At 69.9% G+C, this 22571-nt stretch carries 18 protein-coding genes, 2 tRNA genes and 2 riboswitches; of the genes, 4 read left to right on the forward strand and 16 right to left on the reverse strand.

The window, feature by feature from the left end:
* A tRNA-Sec gene (locus ACH65_RS19480) sits at positions 1 to 97 on the forward strand.
* Between the two features lie 182 nt (positions 98 to 279).
* Here ACH65_RS19480 and selD read toward each other — a convergent pair.
* The 8 genes from selD to ACH65_RS00220 all read right to left on the reverse strand — a co-directional run bounded on the left by selD (position 280) and on the right by ACH65_RS00220 (position 7826).
* Positions 280 to 1320 (reverse strand): selenide, water dikinase SelD, encoded by a 1041-nt coding sequence (selD, locus tag ACH65_RS00185; RefSeq protein WP_049620548.1) that lies wholly within the window; start codon positions 1318 to 1320, stop codon positions 280 to 282.
* Positions 1321 to 1695: 375 nt separating this feature from the next.
* A tRNA-Ser gene (locus ACH65_RS00190) sits at positions 1696 to 1788 on the reverse strand.
* A 73-nt stretch (positions 1789 to 1861) separates the two neighbouring features.
* Complete coding sequence (gene csrA, locus ACH65_RS00195; protein WP_049620549.1) at positions 1862 to 2068, reverse strand: carbon storage regulator CsrA; 207 nt, start codon at positions 2066 to 2068, stop codon at positions 1862 to 1864.
* A 267-nt stretch (positions 2069 to 2335) separates the two neighbouring features.
* Positions 2336 to 4978, reverse strand: coding sequence for an alanine--tRNA ligase (alaS, locus tag ACH65_RS00200; RefSeq protein WP_049620550.1), 2643 nt, complete (start codon positions 4976 to 4978; stop codon positions 2336 to 2338).
* A gap of 58 nt (positions 4979 to 5036) precedes the next feature.
* Positions 5037 to 5537, reverse strand: a complete 501-nt coding sequence (locus tag ACH65_RS00205) for a regulatory protein RecX (RefSeq protein ID WP_049620551.1) — start codon at positions 5535 to 5537, stop codon at positions 5037 to 5039.
* A gap of 149 nt (positions 5538 to 5686) precedes the next feature.
* The gene (gene recA, locus ACH65_RS00210; protein ID WP_049620552.1) at positions 5687 to 6721 is read right to left on the reverse strand and encodes a recombinase RecA; all 1035 of its coding nucleotides are present in this window, start codon (positions 6719 to 6721) and stop codon (positions 5687 to 5689) included.
* A gap of 127 nt (positions 6722 to 6848) precedes the next feature.
* Complete coding sequence (locus ACH65_RS00215) at positions 6849 to 7358, reverse strand: CinA family protein (protein ID WP_049620553.1); 510 nt, start codon at positions 7356 to 7358, stop codon at positions 6849 to 6851.
* Positions 7359 to 7379: 21 nt separating this feature from the next.
* Positions 7380 to 7826, reverse strand: coding sequence for a VOC family protein (locus ACH65_RS00220; protein WP_049620554.1), 447 nt, complete (start codon positions 7824 to 7826; stop codon positions 7380 to 7382).
* 86 nt (positions 7827 to 7912) lie between these two features.
* Positions 7913 to 7998: riboswitch (glycine riboswitch) on the forward strand.
* Between the two features lies 1 nt (position 7999).
* Positions 8000 to 8083: riboswitch (glycine riboswitch) on the forward strand.
* A 48-nt stretch (positions 8084 to 8131) separates the two neighbouring features.
* On the opposite strand from ACH65_RS00220, the gene gcvP reads away from it, so the two are divergent.
* On the forward strand, positions 8132 to 11125 hold the full coding sequence (gcvP, locus tag ACH65_RS00225) for an aminomethyl-transferring glycine dehydrogenase (RefSeq protein WP_049620555.1): 2994 nt from the start codon (positions 8132 to 8134) through the stop codon (positions 11123 to 11125).
* Between the two features lie 93 nt (positions 11126 to 11218).
* Here gcvP and ACH65_RS20950 read toward each other — a convergent pair whose 3' ends face one another.
* On the reverse strand, positions 11219 to 11341 hold the full coding sequence (locus ACH65_RS20950; RefSeq protein ID WP_272913753.1) for a hypothetical protein: 123 nt from the start codon (positions 11339 to 11341) through the stop codon (positions 11219 to 11221).
* Between the two features lie 573 nt (positions 11342 to 11914).
* Positions 11915 to 12445: a hypothetical protein gene (locus ACH65_RS00230; RefSeq protein WP_049620556.1), complete on the reverse strand. Its 531-nt coding sequence runs from the start codon at positions 12443 to 12445 to the stop codon at positions 11915 to 11917.
* A gap of 296 nt (positions 12446 to 12741) precedes the next feature.
* Between ACH65_RS00230 and ACH65_RS00235 the strand changes: the two genes are divergently transcribed.
* Entirely contained in the window at positions 12742 to 13434 is a 693-nt protein-coding gene (locus ACH65_RS00235) for a carbonic anhydrase (RefSeq protein ID WP_049620557.1), read from the forward strand.
* Positions 13431 to 14315, forward strand: a complete 885-nt coding sequence (locus ACH65_RS00240; RefSeq protein ID WP_049620558.1) for a bestrophin family protein — start codon at positions 13431 to 13433, stop codon at positions 14313 to 14315. Before ACH65_RS00235 ends, ACH65_RS00240 begins: the two co-directional genes overlap by 4 nt.
* 212 nt (positions 14316 to 14527) lie before the next feature.
* Here the strand turns inward: ACH65_RS00240 and ACH65_RS00245 are convergent, their stop codons facing one another.
* The 6 genes from ACH65_RS00245 to hflK form a co-directional block, all read right to left on the reverse strand.
* On the reverse strand, positions 14528 to 15529 hold the full coding sequence (locus ACH65_RS00245; RefSeq protein ID WP_064504780.1) for an alginate lyase family protein: 1002 nt from the start codon (positions 15527 to 15529) through the stop codon (positions 14528 to 14530).
* A 477-nt stretch (positions 15530 to 16006) separates the two neighbouring features.
* Positions 16007 to 18658 (reverse strand): M1 family metallopeptidase, encoded by a 2652-nt coding sequence (locus tag ACH65_RS00250; protein ID WP_049620559.1) that lies wholly within the window; start codon positions 18656 to 18658, stop codon positions 16007 to 16009.
* A gap of 258 nt (positions 18659 to 18916) precedes the next feature.
* Entirely contained in the window at positions 18917 to 20209 is a 1293-nt protein-coding gene (locus ACH65_RS00255; RefSeq protein WP_049620560.1) for an adenylosuccinate synthase, read from the reverse strand.
* 30 nt (positions 20210 to 20239) lie between these two features.
* Positions 20240 to 20449 (reverse strand): DUF2065 domain-containing protein, encoded by a 210-nt coding sequence (locus ACH65_RS20650; RefSeq protein WP_237561392.1) that lies wholly within the window; start codon positions 20447 to 20449, stop codon positions 20240 to 20242.
* A 51-nt stretch (positions 20450 to 20500) separates the two neighbouring features.
* Positions 20501 to 21367, reverse strand: coding sequence for a protease modulator HflC (hflC, locus tag ACH65_RS00260; RefSeq protein WP_049620561.1), 867 nt, complete (start codon positions 21365 to 21367; stop codon positions 20501 to 20503).
* Positions 21364 to 22410, reverse strand: coding sequence for an FtsH protease activity modulator HflK (hflK, locus tag ACH65_RS00265; protein WP_049620562.1), 1047 nt, complete (start codon positions 22408 to 22410; stop codon positions 21364 to 21366). The genes hflC and hflK overlap by 4 nt, the downstream gene beginning before the upstream one ends.
* Between the last annotated feature and the right edge of the window lie 161 nt (positions 22411 to 22571).

Genomic DNA, 22571 nt, shown 5'->3' on the forward strand with positions numbered 1-22571 from the left:
GGAAGAGAATCGTCTCCGGTGGGGCGTCCGGACTTCAAATCCGGGTGAGGCAGACAAGACTGTCTCGGGTGGGTTCGACTCCCATTCTCTTCCGCCATGCCGCGGGCGGTTGCCTCCGAACCTGTTCACGATCCCGCCACCGGCGCGCCGGGCGTCGCGCAGGCGTTCGCCTTGCGCGCAGCCGCGGAGTCATGGCGGCACCACTGCGTAAGCTTGTCGCGCGCAGCACGCTCCGACAGCAGCAGGGATCAACGCTCGGGGAGCGCGCGAGCAGGTTTCTCAGGCGACTTCGACGCCGGGAGCGCCTGCCGCCACCGAGCCGATGAGGCTCGCGCGGGGGTAGCCCGCCGCCTCGATCATCGCCCGGATCGCCTCGGCCCGTTCCGCCTTGCACGCGACCAGCAGGCCGCCCGAGGTCTGCGGGTCGGTCAGCAGGGCGCGGTGCCATGCCGGCAGGTGTTCCGGCAACGCCACGCCATCGCCGTAGCTGTTCCAGTTGCGCCCCGAGGCGCCCGTGACGTAGCCCGCCTCGGCCAGCGCCTCGGCCTGGGCGAGGAAAGGAATGCGCGTCTGCTCGATACTGATCCGCAGGCCGCTGCCGCGAGCCATTTCCAGGCTGTGGCCGAGCAGGCCGAAGCCGGTGACGTCGGTGATCGCGTGCACGTCCTCGTCCTTGGCCAGCTCGGTGCCGATGCGGTTGAGCAGCGTGGTCGAGGCCAGCATCTCCGCATACGCCTCCGTCGGCAGCACCTGCTTCTTGAACGCCGCCGAATAGACGCCCACGCCGATGCCCTTGGTCAGGATCAGCGCATCGCCCGCCTGCGCCCCCGCGTTGCGGCGCACGTTGGCGGGCGCGCACAGCCCGATCGCGGCAAGCCCGTAGATCGGCTCCACCGAATCGATCGAATGGCCGCCCGCGACTGGAATGCCGGCCTGCGCGCACACCGCCTCGCCGCCAGCGAGGATCGCCCGCACCGTCTCCACCTCCAGCTTGCCCAGCGGCATGCCCAGGATGGCCAGCGCCATGATCGGCTTGCCGCCCATCGCATACACGTCGGACAACGCATTGGCCGCCGCGATGCGGCCGAAATCGTAAGGGTCGTCCACCACCGGCATGAAGAAATCGGTGGTGGCGATCACGCAGGTGCGCTCGTCCACCTGCCACACCGCCGCATCGTCGCTGGACTCCCTGCCGACCAGCAACTGCGCGAACGGCATCGCCGACGTCTTGCCGGCGAGCAATTCCTGCAGCACGGACGGCGCGAGCTTGCAGCCACAACCGCCGCCGTGGGCGAGGTCGGTCAGACGAGGGGAGGACATGAGCGGCTCCTGCGGAAGGCACGATGGCGCGCGGCCAAAATCCTGCGCAGCATAGCGAAAAGCGCTCGCGCTGAAGCCGCGCATACCCGGACAGGCCGACGGCCTTATCCGCCGAAACCGCCCGCAGGCGTCGTCACGCCGGGCATGGCTTCGGAGACCGGCGCACCCTCGGCCACGATGGCCAGCAGCAGGCCGCGCGTATCGCCCGGCGTACCGCAAAGCCGGCGTGCGCGGCCGCTCGGCACTGCTGGCCATGCTGCTGAGGGGAAACGGCAGCGCGTGAGGCCGTTCCGGCACCTCAGTTCGGCCTCGCCATGGAACCGGAGGCCTTTCTCCGGGCAACAAAAAACCCCTGAGGACAGGGGTCTTTGCAACTGGCGGAGAGAGAGGGATTCGAACCCTCGATAAGGCTTTTGACCCTATACTCCCTTAGCAGGGGAGCCCCTTCGGCCTCTCGGGCATCTCTCCGTGTTTTGAGCCGCATTGCTGCGGAGCCGGCAAGGATACCGACCAATGCGGCCGAGGTAAAGGTTTCGCTCGCTCAGTGCTCGCTGGAACCGCCGGTGGAGCCGTCGCCGGACTCGTTCTCGCCCTTGATGCGCTGGTAGATCTCTTCGCGGTGCACCGCGACGTTCTTGGGTGCATTGATGCCAATGCGGACCTGGTTGCCTTTAACGCCGAGCACGGTGACGGTCACCTCGTCGCCGATCATCAAGGTTTCACCGACCCTGCGGGTCAGAATCAACATGTTTTCTACTCCATGGATACTGATGGTTTAAGGCCTGCACGGCGTGAACCTCACCCCTGAGTCCACGCCTTGCATTCGACGACCGTCCGTCGAAGGCCTTACCGCCTTCCCCGGCACTCACAAACCTGTGTTCAAAGAACTTGTCTGTCGGCCTCGTTGCCTTGCAACGAACACCGGCATCCGACGGATACTAGCCGAGCCCAAGCGCCCTATGCAATGCGCTGGGCGCGGCGCGCTTCTTCATGTGGCAGCCGGGCCCTTTCGTACTCAGGCGTGAGCGGCCAGCTGCTCGCCGATCCATGCCGGCAGGCCGCCGAGGAGGCCCGGCAGGTTCGGCGCATCGCTACCGCCACCCTGAGCCATATCAGGCCGCCCGCCGCCCTTGCCGTCGATCTGTCGTGCGATGTAGGCCACCACGTCGCCGGCCTTGACGCGGCCCTGCGCGCCACCGTTCACACCGGCCACCAGCGACACGCGGCCGTCGGCTGCGCCCGCCAGCAGCACCACGCAGTCGCCGAGCTGCTGCTTGAGCTGGTCCATGCCCTCGCGCAGCGCCTTGGCGTCCAGCCCTTCGAGCCGGGCGGCCACCACCTTGATGCCGCCGATGTCCTGCGCGGAGGCGGCCAGATCGGCGATCGCCGAGCCCGCCGCCTTGGCGCGCAGGGACTCCAGCTCGCGCTCGAGCTTCTTCTGCTTGTCGAGCAGCTGGCGCAGCTTCTCCACCGCCTCGTCGCCGCTGGTGGAGAGCAGCTGCGACAACTCGCCCAGCCGGCGTTCCTCCTCGCCCACGTAGGCCAGCGCGCCGTCGCCGGTCACCGCCTCGATGCGGCGCACGCCGGAGGCCACGCCGGCCTCGCTGACGATCTTGAACAGGCCGATGTCGCCGGTACGGCCCACGTGGGTGCCGCCGCACAGCTCGGTGGAGAAGTCGCCCATGCGCAGCACGCGCACCTCGTCGCCGTACTTCTCGCCGAACAGCGCCATGGCGCCGAAGGCGATCGCGTCGTCATAGGCCATATGGCGTACCTCCGCCTCGGCGTTGCGGCGCACCTCGGCGTTGACCTGCGCTTCCACCTCGGCCAGCTCCTCGCGGCTCACGGCCTTGAAGTGGGCGAAGTCGAAGCGCAGGCGGTCGGGCGCGACCAGCGAGCCCTTCTGCGTGACGTGCTCGCCCAGCACCTTGCGCAGCGCCGCGTGCAGCAGGTGCGTGGCCGAATGGTTGAGCACGATGGCCTGGCGGCGCGCGGCGTCGATGGCGGCGTCCACCGCATCGCCCACGCGCAGCGGCTGCACGCCCTGCCAGCGGCCCTGGTGGCCGAAGAAGGCGCCGCCCATCTTGAGGGTGTCCGCCACCGCGAAACGCCCCGCCGCATTGGCCAGCACGCCGGTGTCGCCCACCTGGCCGCCGGACTCGGCGTAGAACGGCGTGCGGTCGAGGATCACCAGACCCTCCTCGCCCTCGCCCAGCTCGGCCAGCTGCTTGCCGCCGCGGACGATGCCGACCACCTTGGCGCCCCGCTCTTCCTGGGCCTCGTAGCCCAGGAATACGGTAGGCGCGAGCTGGCTGGCGAGCTCGGCCGGCAGTTGACCCTTGGCCTCGAAGCGGCTGGCGGCGCGGGCGCGCTCGCGCTGCTCGTTCATGGCCTGCTCGAAGCCGGCCATGTCCACGTCCAGGTCGCGTTCGCGCGCGATGTCGGCGGTGAGGTCGACCGGGAAGCCGTAGGTGTCGTAGAGGCGGAACGCCTCCGCGCCCGGGATGGTCTTGCCGGCCTTGGCCGCCACCTCGTCGAACACGCGCATGCCGTGCTCCAGCGTCTCGCCGAAGCGCTGCTCCTCGGTGCGCAGCGCCTCCTCGACGAAGGCCTGCTTCTGCTTGAGCTCGGGATAGGCCTCGCCCATCTCCTCGACCAGCGGCTTGACCATCTTCCAGAAGAAGTCGCCGCGCACGCCGAGCATCCAGCCATGGCGCAAGGCGCGGCGGATGATCCGGCGCAGTACGTAACCGCGGCCCTCGTTGGAGGGCAGCACGCCGTCCACGATCAGGAAGGCGCAGGCGCGGATGTGGTCGGCGATCACGCGCAGCGACTTGTTGGCGAGGTCGGCCGTGGCGGTGAGCTGCGCGGCTACCTCGATCAGGTGCGCGAACAGGTCGATCTCGTAGTTCGAATGCACGTGCTGCAGCACGGCGGCCAGGCGCTCCAGGCCCATGCCGGTGTCCACGCACGGGGCCGGCAGCGGGTGCAGGGCGCCTTCCGCGTCACGGTCGAACTGCATGAACACCAGGTTCCAGATCTCGATGTAGCGGTCGCCGTCCTCGTCCGGCGAGCCGGGCGGGCCGCCGGCGATCTGCGGGCCGTGGTCGTAGAAGATCTCGGTGCACGGGCCACAGGGGCCGGTGTCGGCCATCTGCCAGAAGTTGTCGGAGGCGAATGGCGCGCCCTTGTTGTCGCCGATGCGCACGATGCGCTCGGCCGGCACGCCCACTTGCTTGTGCCAGATGTCGTAGGCCTCGTCGTCGGTGTGGTAGACGGTGACCCAGAGCTTCTCGGCCGGCAGCTTGAACACGCCGGTGAGCAGCTCCCACGCCCAGGCGATGGCCTCACGCTTGAAGTAGTCGCCGAACGACCAGTTGCCCAGCATCTCGAAGAAGGTGTGGTGGCGCGCGGTGTAGCCCACCGCATCGAGGTCGTTGTGCTTGCCGCCGGCACGCAGGCAGCGCTGCACGTCCACCGCGCGCACGTACGGCAGCTTCTCGCTGCCGAGGAATACGTTCTTGAACTGCACCATGCCCGAGTTGGTGAACAGCAGGGTCGGGTCGCTGGCCGGCACCAGCGAACTGGACGGCACGATGGTGTGGCCCTTGGAACGGAAGAATTCCAGGAAGGTCGAGCGGATTTCGGCGGTCTTCATGCGGATCTGGCGGCAAACTGGAAAAGAAAGCGCTTGGGACGCTGAACGCCGCGTTCGATCAGTCGTCGGGATCGGCGGCATCGTCCACATCGGCGCGGGTGACGCCGCGTACTGTGGCGGCGGGGAAGCCCCGGCGCAAGAGGAACTGCGCCCGGCGGGCGCGCTCGGCGGGGTCGGCAGCGCCCCCCGAACCGTAGCGGCGCCGCAATTGTGACGCGGCCAGCGCCCCCCAGTCGACTTCGGCGGCGTCCAGCAGGGCCCGGATGCGCGCACCGGACAGGCCGTGGCTCTTGAGCTCGGCCTGCAGGCGCAGGGGGCCGTAACCCTGAGCGGCGCGGTTGCGGATCAGCGCCTCGGCGAAGCGCTCATCGTCCTGGTAGTGCTGCTGGCCGAGGCGGTCCAGCGCGTCGCCGGCCTCCCCGTCCTCGTAGCCGCCCTGGCGCAGCTTCTGCCCCAGCTCGCGACGCGAATGCTCGCGCCGCGCCAGCAGGCGCAGCGCCTTGTCGTAGGCACTGGCCTTGGGTTTATCCTCGCCTGAGCGGTCGCGCTGGCGTTTCATACGTACGATGGCCTGCGAACGATGACCTACTGTAAGAGCGCGCCTGCGCGCGACCGCTGTTCGCCGCGCGCCCAGGACGCCCAGAAGAAGCCAAGGTCAAGCAAGGTCAAGGGCGGTCGCGCGCAGGCGCGCTCCTAATGCAGGGCGGCTCAGGCTTCCTCGAGCGCCTCTTCCGAGGCGGCCTTGGTGCCGCCACTGTTGACCAGCAGGCGCGCGCGCAACTCACGGTCGATCTCGTCGGCGATGGTGGGGTTGTCGCGCAGGAACTGGCGCACGTTCTCCTTGCCCTGGCCGATGCGGTCGCCCTTGTAGCTGTACCAGGCGCCGGACTTGTCGATCAGGTTCTCCCTCACGCCCAGCTCGATGATCTCGCCCTCGCGCGAGGTGCCCTCGCCGTAGAGGATCTCGAACTCGGCCTGGCGGAACGGCGGCGCCACCTTGTTCTTGACCACCTTGACGCGGGTCTCCGAGCCGATCACCTCGTCGCCCTTCTTCACCGCGCCGATGCGGCGGATGTCCAGGCGCACCGAGGCGTAGAACTTCAGCGCATTGCCGCCGGTGGTGGTCTCGGGGCTGCCGAACATCACGCCGATCTTCATGCGGATCTGGTTGATGAAGATCACCAGGCAGTTGGACTTCTTGATGTTGGCGGTGAGCTTGCGCAGCGCCTGGCTCATCAGGCGGGCGTGCAGGCCGACGTGGGAATCGCCCATCTCGCCCTCGATCTCGGCCTTGGGCGTCAGCGCCGCCACCGAGTCGACCACCACCATGTCCACCGCGCCCGAGCGCACCAGCATGTCGGCGATCTCCAGCGCCTGCTCGCCGGTGTCGGGCTGGGAGACCAGCAGGTCTTCCACGTTGACGCCGAGCTTCTCGGCGTAGCTGGGGTCGAGCGCGTGCTCGGCGTCGACGAAGGCCGCGGTGCCGCCGTTCTTCTGGCAGCTGGCGATGGCCTGCAGGGTGAGCGTGGTCTTGCCGGAGGATTCCGGGCCGTAGATCTCGATCACGCGGCCGCGCGGCAGGCCGCCGACGCCGAGCGCGATGTCCAGGCCCAGCGAGCCGGTGGAAACGGTGTCGATGGCGTCGTCGGTGCGGTCGCCCAGGCGCATCACGGCTCCCTTGCCGAACTGCTTTTCGATCTGGGTGAGGGCGGAAGCGAGCGCCTTGCGCTTGTTGTCGTCCATCGTAGGAGTCTCGTGTGCGGTGAATGGGGCGCATCGTGCCCGGGCTGCGTCTCACGGGCTGCGATGCGGTAAAGCAGGCGATCAGTATCCCACACCGGTCAAGCTCGGCCGGCGGGCGACGGGCGGCTCAGCCTGTCAGCATTTGCCGCACGCCGGTGAGCGCGGCCGCCACCGTCTGCCGGCGCACGGCCTCACGGTCGCCCGCGAAACGGAACAGCTGCGCGCGGGCATAGCCGCCGCGGCGCTTCCAGGCGATCCACACGGTGCCCACGGGCTTCTCCGGCGTGCCGCCGCTGGGCCCGGCGATGCCGGTGACGGCCACCGCCACGCCGGCGCCGAAGCGGGCCAGCGCGCCGGAGACCATCTCCAGCGCGGTTTCCTCGCTGACCGCACCGGTACGCTCCAGGGTGTGCGGGTTGACGCCCAGCAGCGCCTCCTTGGCGCCGTAGCTGTAGGTGACCACGCCGGCGTCGAACCAGGCGGAGCTGCCGGGGAGATCGGTGAGGGTCTTGGCGATCCAGCCGCCGGTGCAGGATTCGGCGGTCACCACCATCAGCTTCTGCCGCAGCGCCTCGGCGGCCACCGCTTCCGCCAGCGCACGCAGGTGCGCGTCGGAGCTCGTGTCGAAATCGTTCATCGCATATCCAAAGGTGATCTTTCACGCGGCCGGCGGGTCGAGGCGGCTGCCCGGTCGCGCCGGCCCCTTCAGCTCGACCATGTTGCCTTCCGGATCGTACAGGTAGACCGACGGCCCCTCGCCCTGCGCACCGTAGCGCTGCCCCGTCTCGCCCACGCGCACGCCGTGCGCGGCCAGGTGGCGGAGGATGGCGGGCTCGTCATAGGGCGCCACGCTCAGGCACAGGTGGTCCATGTTGCGGCCCCCGGCGGCCGGCGCCGCGCCGCCGGTGCGGCCGAGCCTGCCGTCCACGCTCACCAGGTCGATCAGCGAGGCGCCGGCGCGCAGTTGCACCAGGCCGAGCGCGTCCTGGCGCCGCTCGACGCGGCAGCCGAGCACCGCGCCGTAGAAGGCCTCCATCGCGGCGCTGTCGCGCACGCGCAGCACCACGTGGTCGATCTGCTGCACCTGGAACGGGAGCGGGCTCATGCGGCAGGGCCGTGGCGGGGGACGCCCATGATAGGCCGCCCGGGCGGGCAGGCAGAAACCGCGCCGGGGCCTGTATAATCCGGCCTTGACGCTCGGTGGGAGAAGCGGGTCGCCCCGCTGCCGAAGGCGCAACGCCCGTAATCGCTCAGGCTCCCAGTACCACCGCGCTCGAACACTCTGGAGAGACCGGTTGGATCCGGCGCCGAAGGGGCACGAAGCGCACGCGCTTCCAAACTCTCAGGCAAAAGGACAGAGGGGCGCCCCGCGTGCGGCTTCGCACGCTAGCCTTCGGACGCCTTCAACCCATGAGCCAGACCCCTACGCCCCCGCTGCGCGACCTCGAACACCACGACGCCTTCGTCGAGCGCCACATCGGCCCCGGCGAGGCCGAGATCGCGCAGATGCTGCGCACGCTCGGCCACGACTCGCTGGAGGCGCTGACCGACGCCATCGTGCCGGCCGCGATCAAGTCCGCCGCGCCGCTGGCCCTGCCCGGCAGCCTCACCGAGGTGGAGGCGCTGGCCAAGATCCGCGCCATCGCGGCGAAGAACCAGGTGTTCCGGAGCTTCATCGGCCAGGGCTACTACGGCACCCACACGCCCAACGTCATCCTGCGCAACATCCTGGAGAACCCGGCCTGGTACACGGCCTACACGCCCTACCAGGCGGAGATCTCGCAGGGCCGCATGGAGGCGCTGATCAACTTCCAGACCATGGTGGCCGACCTCACCGGGATGGAGATCGCCAACGCCTCGCTGCTGGACGAGGCCACCGCCGCGGCCGAGGCGATGACGCTGGCCAAGCGCTCGGCCAAGTCCAAGTCCAACGTGTTCTTCGTCTCCCAGGGCGTGCACCCGCAGACGCTGGAAGTGCTGCGCACCCGCGCCGAGGGCCTGGGCATCGCCCTGCACGTGGGCCCCGATGCCGAGGCCGCCACGGTCGACAGCTACGGCGTGCTGCTGCAATACCCCGACACCTTCGGCCGCATCGGCGACTACCAGGCGCTGGCGGAGGCCGCCCATGCGCGCGGCGCGCTGGTGGCGGTGGCCGCCGACCTGCTCGCGCTCACCCTGATCGCCGCGCCCGGCGAATGGGGCGCGGACATCGTGATCGGCAACAGCCAGCGCTTCGGCGTGCCGTTCGGCTTCGGCGGCCCGCACGCGGCCTTCATGGCCTGCCGCGACGCCTACAAGCGCTCCATGCCCGGCCGCCTGATCGGCGTGTCGCTGGATGCGGAAGGCAAGAACGCCTACCGCCTCACCCTGCAGACGCGCGAGCAGCACATCCGCCGCGAGAAGGCCACCTCCAACATCTGCACCGCGCAGGTGCTGCTGGCGGTGATGGCGAGCATGTACGCCGTCTACCACGGCCCGGAGGGCCTGACCCGCATCGCCCGCCGCACGCACCGCCTGGCGGCACTCCTGGCCGCCGCGCTGCGCGGCGCCGGCATCGAGGTGGCCGGCGGCTTCTTCGACACGCTGCACGTCAGCGGCGTGGATGCCGACGCGGTGCACGCGAAGGCCGAGACGCTGCGCATCAACCTGCGCCAGATCCACGGCACCTGCATCGGCATCAGCCTGGACGAGACCACCACGCGCGAGGACGTGATCGCCCTGGCGGGCCTGTTCGGCGCGGACATCGACGACCTGGACGAACTGGACGCCGCCACCGCCGACGCCCTGCCCGCCGGCCTGCGCCGCACCTCGCCATTCCTCACCCACCCGGTGTTCAACAGCCACCACAGCGAGCACGCGCTGCTGCGCTACCTGCGCGCGCTGGCGGACAAGGACCTGGCGATGGATCGCACCATGATCCCGCTGGGCAGCTGCACCATGAAGCTCAACGCCACCGCCGAGATGATCCCGGTGACCTGGCCCGAATTCGCCAACATCCACCCGCTGGCGCCCGCCGCGCAGACCGTGGGCTACCGCCAGCTGATCGGCGAGCTGGAGGCGATGCTGGCCGAGTGCACCGGCTACGACGCGGTGAGCCTGCAGCCCAACTCCGGCGCGCAGGGCGAATACGCGGGCCTGCTGGCGATCCGCGCCTACCACCGCTCGCGCGGCGAGGGCCACCGCGACGTGTGCCTGATCCCCGAGTCCGCCCACGGCACCAACCCTGCCTCGGCGCAGATGGCCGGCATGCAGGTGGTGGTGGTCAAATGCGACGCCCAGGGCAACGTGGACGTGGCCGACCTGCGCGTGCGCGCCGAGCAGTTCAAGGACCGCCTCGCCGCGATCATGATCACCTACCCCTCCACCCACGGCGTGTTCGAGGAGGCGGTGGTGGAGCTTTGCGAGATCGTGCACGCCGCCGGCGGCCAGGTGTACACCGACGGCGCCAACATGAACGCACTGGTGGGCCTGGCCAAGCCGGGCCAGTGGGGCTCGGACGTCAGCCACCTCAACCTGCACAAGACCTTCTGCATTCCGCACGGCGGCGGCGGCCCCGGCGTGGGCCCGTGCGCGGTGAAGGCGCACCTGGCGCCGTTCCTGCCGCGGACATCGCCGGGTGCCGGCATCCCTGCCGGCGAAAATCAAGAAGCGTCCATCCATGGCCGCACTGCCCAACAGGGTGCCGGCATCCCTGCCGCCGAGAGCCGCCGCACGTCCCAGGAGAGCCCGGTCGGCATGGTGTCCGCCACAGCCTATGGCAGCGCCAGCATCCTGCCGATCAGCTGGATGTACATCACGCTGATGGGCACCGCCGGCCTGCGCCGCGCCACCCAGGTGGCCCTGCTCAACGCCAACTACATCGCCAGGCGCCTCGCGCCGCACTACCCCACGCTGTACACCGGCCGCGGCGGCCTGGTGGCGCACGAGTGCATCCTCGACCTGCGCCCGCTCAAGGATGTGACCGGCATCAGCGCCGAGGACGTGGCCAAGCGCCTGATCGACTTCGGCTTCCACGCGCCCACGCTGAGCTTCCCGGTGGCCGGCACGCTGATGGTGGAGCCGACCGAGAGCGAGTCGCTGTACGAGCTGGACCGCTTCATCGACGCGATGATCCAGATCCGCGAGGAGATCCGCGCCATCGAGGACGGCCGCCTGGACCGCGAGGACAACCCGCTCAAGCACGCCCCGCACACCGCCACCATGGTGTCGGCCTCGGAGTGGACCCACGCCTACCCGCGCGAACTGGCGGCCTTCCCGCTGCCGACCCTGAGGCTGCAGAAGTACTGGTCGCCGGTGGCCCGCGTGGACAACATCTACGGCGACAAGAACGTGTTCTGCAGCTGCGTGCCGATCGGCGACTTCCAGGGCGAGCCGGAAGCCTTCAGCGAGCCGAACGTGGCCTGACGCCGGCCTCAACCACGTGAACGACAACGAGAGGCCCCGCATGCGTGGCCTCTTTCGTTGCCGCTCACGATGGCGGACGCGAGCGCGCCCGCATCAATGCGCCAGGATGCGCGTGCCGGTGACCGTGCCTTCCAGGTGCACCAGCACCGTGCTGCCGTCCTGGGCGTACTGGTCGATCGAGAAGACGCCGCTGGAACGGTTGCCGCCGCGATCCACCTTGATCCGCTCGCGGATGTTGGCCGGTCCGATGAAATGGTCGCCGCCCGCGTCCCAGGACAGCGCGAAATGGTTGAGCCGGTATCCGACATTGCCGCGGTAGTCCCAGCCCCCCCCCCAGGCAGAAATGGCTGGTCTTCGGCGGCCGCGAGGAAATGGGTGATCTCGGTGCCGTCGTCGTGCCAGAGCTGGAACCCCGCGTCGAGCACCGTCCCGTCCGGTATCCCGAGGTTGCCCACCAAGGTGAACATGAACTTCCACATGCCCACGATCGCCTGACCCTGCCCCTGCGCCGCGCTCCCCTGCTGCAACGCCGCCGACGCCTGCGCCGCCGTCCCGAGCCCCGCCAGGGCCCCGGCGGCGGCTCACGCGGATGATCGACCGGCAGGCACGCGGCACTGCCGCCCCGGTACGCCGCATGCCCCCAAGCGCGCGCCGGCGTCCCGAGTCGTCGATTACACGCGCCGGCCCGCGCGGCGCGCAATCGTCCGAACGATCCAGGAACGCCGGGCGGAAACAAGGCGCACGGAGGCGCGCCGCATCAGCGGTTCCGGTTCGACTCGCCGTGGAGGTTCAGCGGCCGCGTTCGGCCGGCGCGCCGGGCGCCGGGTCCGCGCCGCCGTATGGGCTCCTGCCGCCGGCACCGCCGCGGGCCTTGCGCTCCCGGGCATGCTGCTCGCGATGCGCGCCACTGCCGCCGCTCTGGTAGCCCTGGCCGCTGCGCCCCTCGGGCGACTCGCGGTCGGCGCGCCCGAGCGCCATGAACGCCTCGCCCTCGGGATCGTCCAGGCCGTGGTGCGGCAGCTCCTGACCGGTGCCGCTGCGCCCGCGCTCATGGCTCTCGATCTCGGCCTGCCCGCGCGCCGCCGCATCGGACGAGGCAAGGCTTCCGCCGGGCTGATAGGCGCCGTCGTCGCCGGTGAAGCCGGTCGGCGGCGCGCCTTCGTCGCCCCGATCGAGAGCGGGTCCCGGCACGTCCACGCGCTTGCCGGGCAGGCTGTCCGACGCATTGGCCTGCCGGCTCTTCGCCACGCGGCGACCGCTGCCGCCCTGGCGCCGGGTGTTTCCGCCGCGTGCCTTGCCCATGTCGTTCGCCTTGCGCATGACGGCTGCTCCCATGTGAAGAGTGGAGGCTCCCGATGATCCTCCACGGCACATGTGCGGCGCGTGCAAGACCTGCATGCGCGATATACGCCGGCGCGCTCCGGCGGCGCGCCATCGACCGCCCAGCCCGCGCGGAAACGTCGACGCGGATGCGCCTGGACGTGGCGCGCCCGCCGTGCCGCCACGCCGTGCCCTAACGCCGCAAGCGCATCAAGCCGCGGACATTTCATGGCATGCTCGCCCCATCGTGACGCACATCGCGTCGAGCGCTTTCCCACATCTGAGTGAGATCCCCGATGCCGAACGACCCGACCCCCAACGACGCGGACCGCAGCGCCGCCCTCGGCCTGCTCGACCTGCTGCGCGGCGTGGAAGCCTTCAGCCACGAGGTCTACCCCGACAACGTCGAGCTGTTCAAGGATCTTGCCAAGAGCCAGTCCCCGCACACCTTGTTCATCACCTGCGCCGATTCGCGCATCGTGCCCGACCTGATCACCCAGACCCAGCCGGGCGAGCTGTTCGTGAACCGCAACATCGGCAACATCGTGCCGGCCTACGGCGAGATGCTGGGCGGCGTGTCGGCGGTGATCGAATACGCGGTGAAGGCGCTCGGCGTGCAGCAGATCGTGGTCTGCGGCCACTCCGACTGCGGCGCCATGAAGGGCCTGATGGCCCCGCCGCCCGACAACATGCCCACCGTGGCGGCCTGGCTGCGCAACGCGGCCGCGGCGCAAAGCGTGGTGTTCGCGCGCAAGCTCGAAGGCGCCGAGGCGCTGAAGGCGCTGATCGAGGAGAACGTGCGCCTGCAGCTGGCCCACCTGCGCACCCACCCTGCCGTCGCGGCCGGCCTGGCGCAGAAGTCGCTGGTGGTGCAGGGCTGGGTGTACGACATCGAGCATGGCACCGTATCGGTGTTCGACGAGGGCGAGAACACCCTGCAGCCCCTGGGCGAGGCCATCGAGAAACTCGAACGAGAGGTCCAGGCATGATCGTCCCGGGTCGGGCACACCTGGGACACATCCTGCGTTACGTCGGCCGGCCGCTGGGCGTGCTGTTCGCCTGGGACGTGCTGGTCACCGCCGTGTACCTGATCTTCGCCCAGTACTGGGTGCATTTCCCGGAGCTGCCGCTGACCCTGCTCGGCTCCGCCGTGGCGGTGTACCTGAGCTTCCGCAACACCACCGCCTACGCGCGCTGGTGGGAGGCGCGCACGCTGTGGGGCGCGATGGTGAACTACTCGCGCAGCTTCGCGCGCGAGAGCCGCACGCTGCTGGCGCAGGGCGCCGCGGCCTTGCGCAGCGAGCTGGTGCACCGGCACATCGCCTACGTGCACGCGCTGCGCCTGCACCTGCGCCGGCAGGCGCCGTGGGAGGAACTGGCCCGGCTGCTGTCGGCGGAGGAGATCGAGCGGCTCAAGGGCATGAACAACGTGCCCAACGCCATCGTCGAGCGCACCGCCGAGATCATCGCCGAGCGCGCGCAGCTGGACAGCATGAAGCAGGTGGCCTTCGAGCGCACCTTCAGCGAGCTCTCCAATTCGCAGGGCGGCATGGAGCGCATCAAGAACACGCCGCTGCCGCAGCAGTACGCCACCTACCCCGCCCTGTTCACCCACGCCTTCTGCCTGCTGCTGCCGCTGGGCCTGGTGGAGACGCTGGGCATCTACACGCCGCTCGGCTCCACCGCGGTGGGCTTCCTGTTCCTGGCCCTGCTGCAGATCGGCAACGACATGCAGAACCCGTTCGAGAACACCGAGAACGACGTGCCGCTGACCACCATCACCCGCGCCATCGAGATCGACCTGCGCGACGGGCTGGGCGAGGCGCACGGCATCAAGCCGGCGCAGGTGGAACGCGGGGTGCTGTGGTGAAGCGGCCGGCGGCCTGAACGCGGCGCCTGCGGCGGCGCTCGCTCAGGCCGGCCCGGATTCACCCGCCATCCGACCGTAACGAGATTCGAGCCCCGCGATGCGGGGCTCTTTGCGTTGTCGTATCCCGATGCCGATCGCCGGCACCCTTGCCGGCCGCCCGGCGGGGCACACCGCATTGCCGCGCACGCACCTGTCCGGTCCGGCGACCGCGATTACTGCCCGCACATCCGGACGAAGGACGGCGGCGCATCGCCCAGCTTGCGCGCCAGCGGCTGCACGGACGGATCCAGCTCCGCCGCCAGCCAGTAGAGCGCGGCCGCCGCGCGGGGATCGAACGGACCGGTGAAGCCCTTCAGGCCGGCCCGGGCACGCATGGCATCGAACTTGACCTGCGAATGCACGAATTCCTCGTGCGTCTTCTCGCCGGCCGCATACGGCGCCAGCCAGGCGAGTGCGCCGGCCAGCGACGCCCCGCCCGGCGCCCGCCAGCGATACCAGTCCTCGCCGAGGGAATGCGCCGCCAGCGCGGCCTGCACCAGCGGCTGGAGGTCGTAGACGACGTAGTGCAGCGCATCGCGCACGCGGAAATCCACCGTCTCGCCGTCCGGCGCGATGTTGGCGGCGATTTGCGCCTGGAACAGCGAGCGCGCGGTGCGGAACAGCTCGTCGTCGTGCAGGGCCACCGCCATCATGGTCGCCAGCTTGATGCGGTGGCTTTGCCAGTTGTCCGCGCGCCCGTGCGCCGCCTGCCCGTGCCGGATCGCGCCGACGTAGCCCCACGCCCAATCGTGCAGGTAGCGGCGCACCTGTTCGCGCTCGTCGGGCGGCAAACGCGCGCCGACGATCGCGTAGGTGTCGATGAGCGCCTCGAATCCTGTCTCGTCGATCGGGTCCAGCGAAGGTCGATAGACGCCGACCCAGGCCATCAGATAGCGCGTGGCGAAGTGCAGCCACGCCTCGCCGGCGCCCGCCCGCCAGGCGAGGGCGGCATCGCGCATCAGCGGCAGGTCGCGCTTGGCCGCCATGCTGGCGTCGTACATGCCCTGGTGCGGCAGCGTGCCCTCCGTGTGCACGGTAGGCAGCGGTTGCGGCGGCCGGTCGCGCGCGGCCTGCAGTGGGCCGATCACGCTGGGCACGAACGGCGCGGCGCGCGCGGGCGGCACCTCGCACCAGTCCGCCGCCTGCGCGGGCAGGCAGCACGCCGACAAGAGCATGATGGCGAATCCGCACCGAGGGGATATCCGCATCGTGTGCCTCCGATCGCTGCATGAGCGATCCATCATAGACATGGCCGGCGGAATCGCCACCGCTTTCGCGGCATGGATCGACATTACGCAAAGGCTTGCGGCCGCGGCATGGCGTTATCGCAAAGACAGGCCTGCAAGCGGCACATCCTTTCGCCGCCGGACGCCCTCGCGCGCGATCCGGCAAGATGGCGCGGGCGCGGCGCGCCACCAATTGCCGTCCCCTCGATGCCCGGATACGCCACGGCGGCCCGATGGCCCGCCGCCCGCCGGAGCGTCGCCGGCGAGTTGACCGATCAGCCGCCGCTGACCGCGTGATGCCACACCTTCCGCACCAGCGCTTGCGCTGCACGAACGGCGCCATGCCTCTCCCGCACCACCATCATGGCCAATGCTCCGAACCCAGCAGGCCCTCCCCGGCGCGAAACCGTGCCGGGGCTCGCCGCATCAGGCGCCGTGCCGGCCCAGCCACGCATCGACCGCCGGCAGCCGTTCGTCACGGATCATCAGGCGGTACTTGATGTTGGCAATCACGGTGTCGGCGGCGCGGCGCGAGCCGGGCGCCACGTGCGCCTCGGCGTAGGCCTTGATCTTGCCGATCATCGCCGGGTCGAAGGAGCTGCCGCCCAGCGCCGGGTAGTAGCGGCTGCTGGAGGTGGAATCCACCAGCTTGTCCACCTGCGCGCGGTGCGCCAGCGCGAAGTCGAAGGCGAGGTCCGGATGGCGGTGGGCCACGGTGGCGATCATGCCCGCGCTGTTGGTGGCGCCGGGCTCGTCGGTGAGGGCCAGGGCCAGGGCGCGCTTGGCCAGCGCCTCGTCGTCCGCCGCGGCCAGCATCGCGTACAGCCGGTCTTTGATCAGCGGCGTGGTCTCGGCCTTGGCCTGCGCGTGCAGCCTGTCCCAGGTGGCCGCGTCCGCATGGCTCGCCACGATCGCCAGGATGGTCTTGCGCAGCTCCGCCGGCACCGCCGCCGGGTCGCTCGCCTGGGCGCCGTAGCGGCGGCGCGCCTCGGCGATCACGCGCGGGTCGCCCAGTTCGGCCAGCGTGCCGATCAGCTGCGAGCGCAGGATGGTAGCCGGCACGCTCTCGTTCGGCTGCACCTGCCAGCCGACCCGCGCGAACACCGGCTCCAGCCGCTTGATGGCGAACGCGCGGAGCGCCGCCTGGCGCACCGCGTTGCCGCGGTAGTAGTTGTCCAGCGCGGCGAAGCTGCCGGCCACCTGCCCCCAGATCTGCGGATCGGCATCGGCCGGCGTGGCCGCGGCCAGGTCGAGGAAATCCGACACCGGCTGCAGGCCGGCCATGCCCAGCGCCCAGCTGTCGCCCAGCAGGCCAAGCTGGTCGATGGGCGACAGCCGGGCGAAGCGGCCCTTGATCGCGGCGAACTGCGCCGGCGCGTACTGCGTGCGGTAGTAGCCGCTCTGTCCCGCGTTGACGATCACCGGGCCGCAGCCCGGCACCGCCAGCGTGGTCTGGCCGTCCACCAGCGTGCGCACCGGCGCGCCGCCCGCGCCCTGCGCGATCACCGGCACGTGCCAGCGCAGCGGCGTCTTGCCCGGCCGGTCCTTGGTGAACTCGCCCTGGCTGAGCTTGAGCGTGGTGCGGCCGTCGCTGCACACCGCCGAGTCCACGCGGATCAGCGGAATGCCCGGCTGCAGGGTGAAATCGTGCGCGATGGTGGTGACCTGCTTGCCCGCCGCCGCCTCGTCCATCGCATGCCACAGGTCGTCCGACACCGTGTTCCCGTAGGCGTGCGCCTTGATGTAGTGGCGCACGCCCTGGCGCCAGGTCTCGGCGCCCACATAGCCTTCCAGCATGCGGATCACCGCCTCGCCCTTGGAATAGGTGATGGCGTCGAAGGCCTGGCTCGCCTGCTCCACCGTCTCCACGTGCTGCACCACCGGGTGCGTGGTCGCCACCGCGTCGCGCGACATGGCCGACTCGCGCGTGTCCACCGCGTCCAGCGCGGTGTTCCATTCCGGGTGCAGCTTCTCGGTGGTGCGCGCGGCCATCCACGAGGCGAAGCCCTCGTTGAGCCACAGATCGTCCCACCAGCGCATCGTCACTAGGTCGCCGAACCACTGGTGCGCCATCTCGTGCGCGGCGGTGTTGAACACCGCCTGCTTGTCCGACTGCGTGGAGATGCTGGGGTCGAGCAGCAGCGCGTACTCGAAGGTGTAGATCGCGCCCCAGTTCTCCATCGCCGAGAAGAACTGGCTGCTGCCCGGCGAGGCGATGTTGTCCAGCTTGGGCAGCGGATACGGCACGCCGAAGTAGTCGTTGTACTCGCGCAGCACCGCCTTGCCCGAGTCCAGCGTGAAGGCCGCCTGCGCAGTCTTGCCCCGCTGCGTGATCACGCCGATCTCGGTGCCGTCGGCGGTGGTGGTAGCGCGCTCGAACTCGCCCAGCCCGAAGAACAGCAGGTAGGTGGACATCTTCGGCGAGGTCCGGAACTTCACCCGTGCCAGCCCGTTGCCGAGGTCCGCCTTCGACGCCACCGGCATGTTGCTCACCGCCATGTCGGCGACCGGCACGGTCGCCTCCAGGTCGAAGGTGGCCTTGTACGCCGGCTCGTCCCACGAGGGAATGAAGCGCCGCGCGTCGGAATTCTCGAACTGCGTGTACAGCGCCCGCTGCTTGCCCGCCCGAGTGTCGTAGTCGATGGCGAACAGGCCGTTGGCCTGCGTGCCGATCTTGCCGGTGTAGACCATCGCCAGCTTGTAGCCGCCGGGCGGGATCGGCCGGTCGAAGGTGAACGTGGCCGTCTGGTTCTGCGCATCCACCGCCACCTTGGGCGCGGCAAACGCCGAGCGGCCCTTGAGCGCCGCCAGCTGCACCGAGGAAAAGTCCATGTCGATGGCATTGAGCGTGATCGCCGTGGTCGGCTGCAGCACCGCCACATCCACCGTCACCTTGCCGTCGAAGCTCAGCGTCTGCGCATGCGGCGTCACCGCCACGTCGTAGTGCGTGGGGCGGACGGTGCGGGGGAGTTGGGTGGTGGCTTGCTCGGCGGCCGGCGTGGCGATGGGCGTGGCGGCCCAGGCAACAGGACTCCCGACCAGGGCCAGGGCGATGGCGGAGAAAAGTCGACGGCGCATGGGAAGATCCTTGTCAGCGAGGCAAACCGGAAGCGCCGCCATACGGCAACGCGCAGCCCGCCGATCTTCCGTCCCCTTGCCCGGCCCCGATACGGCCGGAAGTCACGCCTACCCATGGCAAAAGCATCAACCGATGCAAACTCACTCCCGAGCGGTATCCGCACCCGGGGAGCGTCTATGTCGGCATCGGCAATGTTCTTGGCCTGTCCAACAAAAAACCCCGCAACGCGGGGCTTTTTGTTTGCAATGGCCGACGGCTCAGGCGAACGGATCATCCAGCACGATCGTGTCGTCACGATCCGCACCCGTCGCCACCAGCGCCAGGCGGCAGCCGGACAGCTCCTCCACCGCACGCAGGTAGGCGCGCGCCGCGGGCGGCAGCTTGTTCCAGTCGCGGATGCCGGCGGTGGATTCTTCCCAGCCCGGGAAGTCGAGGTAGACGGGCTTGCACTCGGCCCAGCCGTCGGCGTCGAGCGGGGCCAGTTCGCGGCGCTTGCCGCGGTATTCGTAGGCGATGCAGACCTTGACGGTGGGCAGGCCGTCGAGCACGTCGAGCTTGGTGATGGCCAGGCCGTTGATGCCGTTGATCTGCACGGCGCGCTTGAGCGCCACCAGGTCGATCCAGCCGGTGCGGCGCGGGCGGCCGGTGCTGGCGCCGAACTCGTTGCCCTTCTTGCGCAGCAGCTCGCCCATCTCGTCGTCGAGCTCGGTGGGGAACGGGCCGCTGCCGACGCGGGTGGCGTAGGCCTTGCAGATGCCCAGCACGTAGTCGATGTCGTTGGCGCCCACGCCGGTGCCGGCCAGCGCGCCGCCCACGGTGGTGTTGGACGAGGTGACGTACGGGTAGGTGCCGTGGTCGATGTCCAGCAGCGCGCCCTGCGCGCCTTCGTACAGGATGTTGCCGCCTTCCTGGCGCACGTCGTGCAGGATGGTGGCGACGTCGTCGATCATCGGGCGGATGAACTCGCCCCAGGCCAGCGCCTCGTCGAGCACGGCCTGGTAGTCCACCGGCTCGCACTTGAGCCACTGGGTGAGGATGAAGTTGTGGTAGTCCACCGCGGCCTTGAGCTTCTCGGGCAGCTCGTGCGGGTACATGAGGTCGGCCACGCGGATGGAGCGGCGGGCGACCTTGTCCTCGTAGGCCGGGCCGATGCCGCGGCCGGTGGTGCCGATGGCCTGCTTGCCGGCGGCGGCCTCGCGCGCCTTATCGACGGCGATGTGGTAGGGCATGATCAGCGGCGTGGCCGGGCTGATCTTGAGGCGCGAGCGCACTTCCACGCCCTGCGCCTCGAGCTCCTCGATCTCCTGCTTGAGCGCGGCCGGCGAGAGCACCACGCCGTTGCCGATCAGGCACAGCGCATCGTCGCGCAGGATGCCCGAGGGGATGAGGTGCAGCACGGTCTTCTTGCCGCCGATGACCAGCGTGTGGCCGGCGTTGTGGCCGCCCTGGAAACGCGCCACCGCGCCGACCCGCTCGGTCAGCAGGTCGACGATCTTGCCCTTGCCCTCATCGCCCCACTGGGCGCCGAGGATGACGACTGACTTGCCCATGATCTTTCTCGCTCGTCGGTTGTGCTCCACTCAGGGAGCGCAGGAAGTAAAAACCTTGCGGCGGTCGCCCGCCCCGATGTCTCTTTGTGTCTGGCCCGGCGCACCAGTTGCAGCACCAGCAGCCCCGCCGCCACCGCGCCGGCGCCGGCCACGCGCGGCGCGGGACTCCAGTTCCAGCGCCACGCGCACCATGCGCTGCCAGCCGCGCGGCGCGGCGAGCAGCACCAGGCCCTCGATCACCACAGCACCAGGCACAACACGGCATACAGGTCGTGCGGCATCGCCGGGCGCTCAGCGCTTCGCGCCACCGTCGTTGAAGTAGCGCAGGAACTCCGCGTCCGGCTTGAGCACCAGCACGCCCTTGCCGTCCTGGAACGAGCGCTTGTACGCGGCCAGACTGCGGTAGAAGGCGAAGAACTCCGGATCCTGCCCGTAGGCCTGGGCGTAGATCGCCGCGGCCTGGGCGTCGCCCTCGCCGCGCACCTTGGCGGCGTCGCGCTCGGCGTCGGCGCGCAGCACCTGGCCCTGGCGGTCGGCGTCGGCGCGGATGCGCTCGGCCGCTTCCTGGCCGGTGTAGCGCAGCTCGTTGGCCAGCTGCAGGCGCTCGGCGCGCATGCGCTGGTAGACCGATTCGCTCACCTCGTCCGGCAGGTCGATGCGCTTGATGCGCACGTCGAGCACGGCGATGCCGAGGCTGCGGCGCGCCGCGGTGTCGGTGGACTGGCGCACGCGCTCGGTGATGTCGCGGCGGCTGCCGGCGATCAGGTCCTGCAGCTCGCGCGCGTTGAACTCGAAGCGCAGCGCGTCCTTCACGATCGGGGTGAGCCGCTGCACCGCCTGGATCTGGTCGCCGCTGGTGGCGCGGTAGTAGGCGGCGTTGTCGGCGATGCGCCACTTCACGTAGAAGTCAACGCTGACGCTCTTCTTCTCGGCGGTGAAGTAGCGCTCCGGCTGCGCGTCCAGCTCGAGCAGGCGGGCGTCCAGCGGCACCACCTGCTGCATCAGCGGCAGCTTGAAGTGCAGGCCCGGCGCGTAGTCGGCGCGCACGATGCGGCCGAACTGCAGCAGCAGCGCGCTCTGCCCCTCGTTCACCACGAAGACGCTGTTGAAGCCGAACAGCACCAGCAGCACGACCAGGACGATCGAGGCGATCTTCATGGCTGCCCCTCCTTGCCCTGCGCCTGGGTCGGCTGGTCCGCCGCGCCGGCGGCGGCCGGGCCGGCCGGCGCGGCCGTCGGCAGGTTGATGATGTTGCGGCCGCCCGAGCCGTCGATCACCTTGGCGTTGTGCGCCATCACCTGCTCCATCGTCTCCAGCCACAGCCGGCGGCGGGTGACCTCGGGCGCGGCCTTGTATTCCTTGAGCAGCAGGTTGAAGCGCTCGGTGTCGCCCTGCGCGCGCGCGATGCGCTCGGACTTGTAGCCGGCGGCCTCGGCGGTGATGCGCGCGGCGTCGCCGCGGGCCAGCGGCACCACTTTGTTGGCGTTGGCCATGGCGTTGTTCTCGGCGCTCTGCTTGTCTTCGCGCGCCTTGTTGACGTCGTCGAAGGCGTCCTTCACTTCCTGCGGCGGCGACACGTTCTGGAAGCTCACCTCGGTGACCACGAGGCCGCTGCCGTAGCTGTCCAGCGTCCGCTGCAGCTCGCTGCGCGTCTCGCCCACCAGCGCGGTGCCCTGGCCGGAGAGGATCTGGTCCATGGTGCTACGGCCGATCACGCCACGCACGGCCGCTTCCGCCGCGGCGCCGATGGTGCCGTCGATGTCGTCCATCGCGTACAGGTACTTGTGCGCGTCGGCTGCCTGGTACTGCACGGTAAAGTCGATGGTGATGATGTTCTCGTCGCGGGTGAGCATGCGCACGCTGTCGGACACCGAGCGCACGCGCGTGGTGGCGACCTTGCGCACCGACTCGACCGGCTGCGGCAGCTTGAGGTGGAAGCCGGGGCCGAGCGTGCGCGCGTACTGGCCGAAGCGCAGCACCACGCCCGATTCGGTGGCGCCCACCACGGTGTAGCAGCTCAACAGCGCCCAGGCGAGCAGCAGCGCCACCACGATGGTGAGGATGCCGCCGGGCCCGCCGCCGAAGCGGCCGAAGCGCGCCTTCAGCTTGCGCAGCGTCTCGTCCAGCGGGCTCTTGCCGCCACCGGGGCGGTGGCGGTTCCAGGGGTCGCGCTGGCCGCCGCCGGGTTCGTTCCAGGCCATGGCTCAGGCTCCCGCGGGCGCAGTCTTGGCCGGCGCGGGGCACCGGGCGTGGGTCGAACTGGAAATCGGCATGATGACAGTCGTGTCGGCTGCGAGGGTATCGCGATGAAAGGGGAAAGCTCGGGCGCGACTAGGCACAAACAGCGCGGATTCTAGCAGAT

This window comes from Frateuria defendens, assembly GCF_001182895.1.
GTDB classification, from domain to species: Bacteria; Pseudomonadota; Gammaproteobacteria; order Xanthomonadales; family Rhodanobacteraceae; genus Frateuria_B; species Frateuria_B defendens.

What these genes read in the sequence shown, in the direction of transcription:
- selD (WP_049620548.1), bottom strand. Translation starts at nt 1,320, where the DNA reads ATGTCCTCCCCTCGTCTGACCGACCTCGCCCACGGCGGCGGTTGTGGC.
- csrA (WP_049620549.1), bottom strand. Translation starts at nt 2,068, where the DNA reads ATGTTGATTCTGACCCGCAGGGTCGGTGAAACCTTGATGATCGGCGAC.
- alaS (WP_049620550.1), bottom strand. Translation starts at nt 4,978, where the DNA reads ATGAAGACCGCCGAAATCCGCTCGACCTTCCTGGAATTCTTCCGTTCC.
- ACH65_RS00205 (WP_049620551.1), bottom strand. Translation starts at nt 5,537, where the DNA reads ATGAAACGCCAGCGCGACCGCTCAGGCGAGGATAAACCCAAGGCCAGT.
- recA (WP_049620552.1), bottom strand. Translation starts at nt 6,721, where the DNA reads ATGGACGACAACAAGCGCAAGGCGCTCGCTTCCGCCCTCACCCAGATC.
- ACH65_RS00215 (WP_049620553.1), bottom strand. Translation starts at nt 7,358, where the DNA reads ATGAACGATTTCGACACGAGCTCCGACGCGCACCTGCGTGCGCTGGCG.
- ACH65_RS00220 (WP_049620554.1), bottom strand. Translation starts at nt 7,826, where the DNA reads ATGAGCCCGCTCCCGTTCCAGGTGCAGCAGATCGACCACGTGGTGCTG.
- gcvP (WP_049620555.1), top strand. Translation starts at nt 8,132, where the DNA reads ATGAGCCAGACCCCTACGCCCCCGCTGCGCGACCTCGAACACCACGAC.
- ACH65_RS00230 (WP_049620556.1), bottom strand. Translation starts at nt 12,445, where the DNA reads ATGCGCAAGGCGAACGACATGGGCAAGGCACGCGGCGGAAACACCCGG.
- ACH65_RS00235 (WP_049620557.1), top strand. Translation starts at nt 12,742, where the DNA reads ATGCCGAACGACCCGACCCCCAACGACGCGGACCGCAGCGCCGCCCTC.
- ACH65_RS00240 (WP_049620558.1), top strand. Translation starts at nt 13,431, where the DNA reads ATGATCGTCCCGGGTCGGGCACACCTGGGACACATCCTGCGTTACGTC.
- ACH65_RS00245 (WP_064504780.1), bottom strand. Translation starts at nt 15,529, where the DNA reads ATGCTCTTGTCGGCGTGCTGCCTGCCCGCGCAGGCGGCGGACTGGTGC.
- ACH65_RS00250 (WP_049620559.1), bottom strand. Translation starts at nt 18,658, where the DNA reads ATGCGCCGTCGACTTTTCTCCGCCATCGCCCTGGCCCTGGTCGGGAGT.
- ACH65_RS00255 (WP_049620560.1), bottom strand. Translation starts at nt 20,209, where the DNA reads ATGGGCAAGTCAGTCGTCATCCTCGGCGCCCAGTGGGGCGATGAGGGC.
- hflC (WP_049620561.1), bottom strand. Translation starts at nt 21,367, where the DNA reads ATGAAGATCGCCTCGATCGTCCTGGTCGTGCTGCTGGTGCTGTTCGGC.
- hflK (WP_049620562.1), bottom strand. Translation starts at nt 22,410, where the DNA reads ATGGCCTGGAACGAACCCGGCGGCGGCCAGCGCGACCCCTGGAACCGC.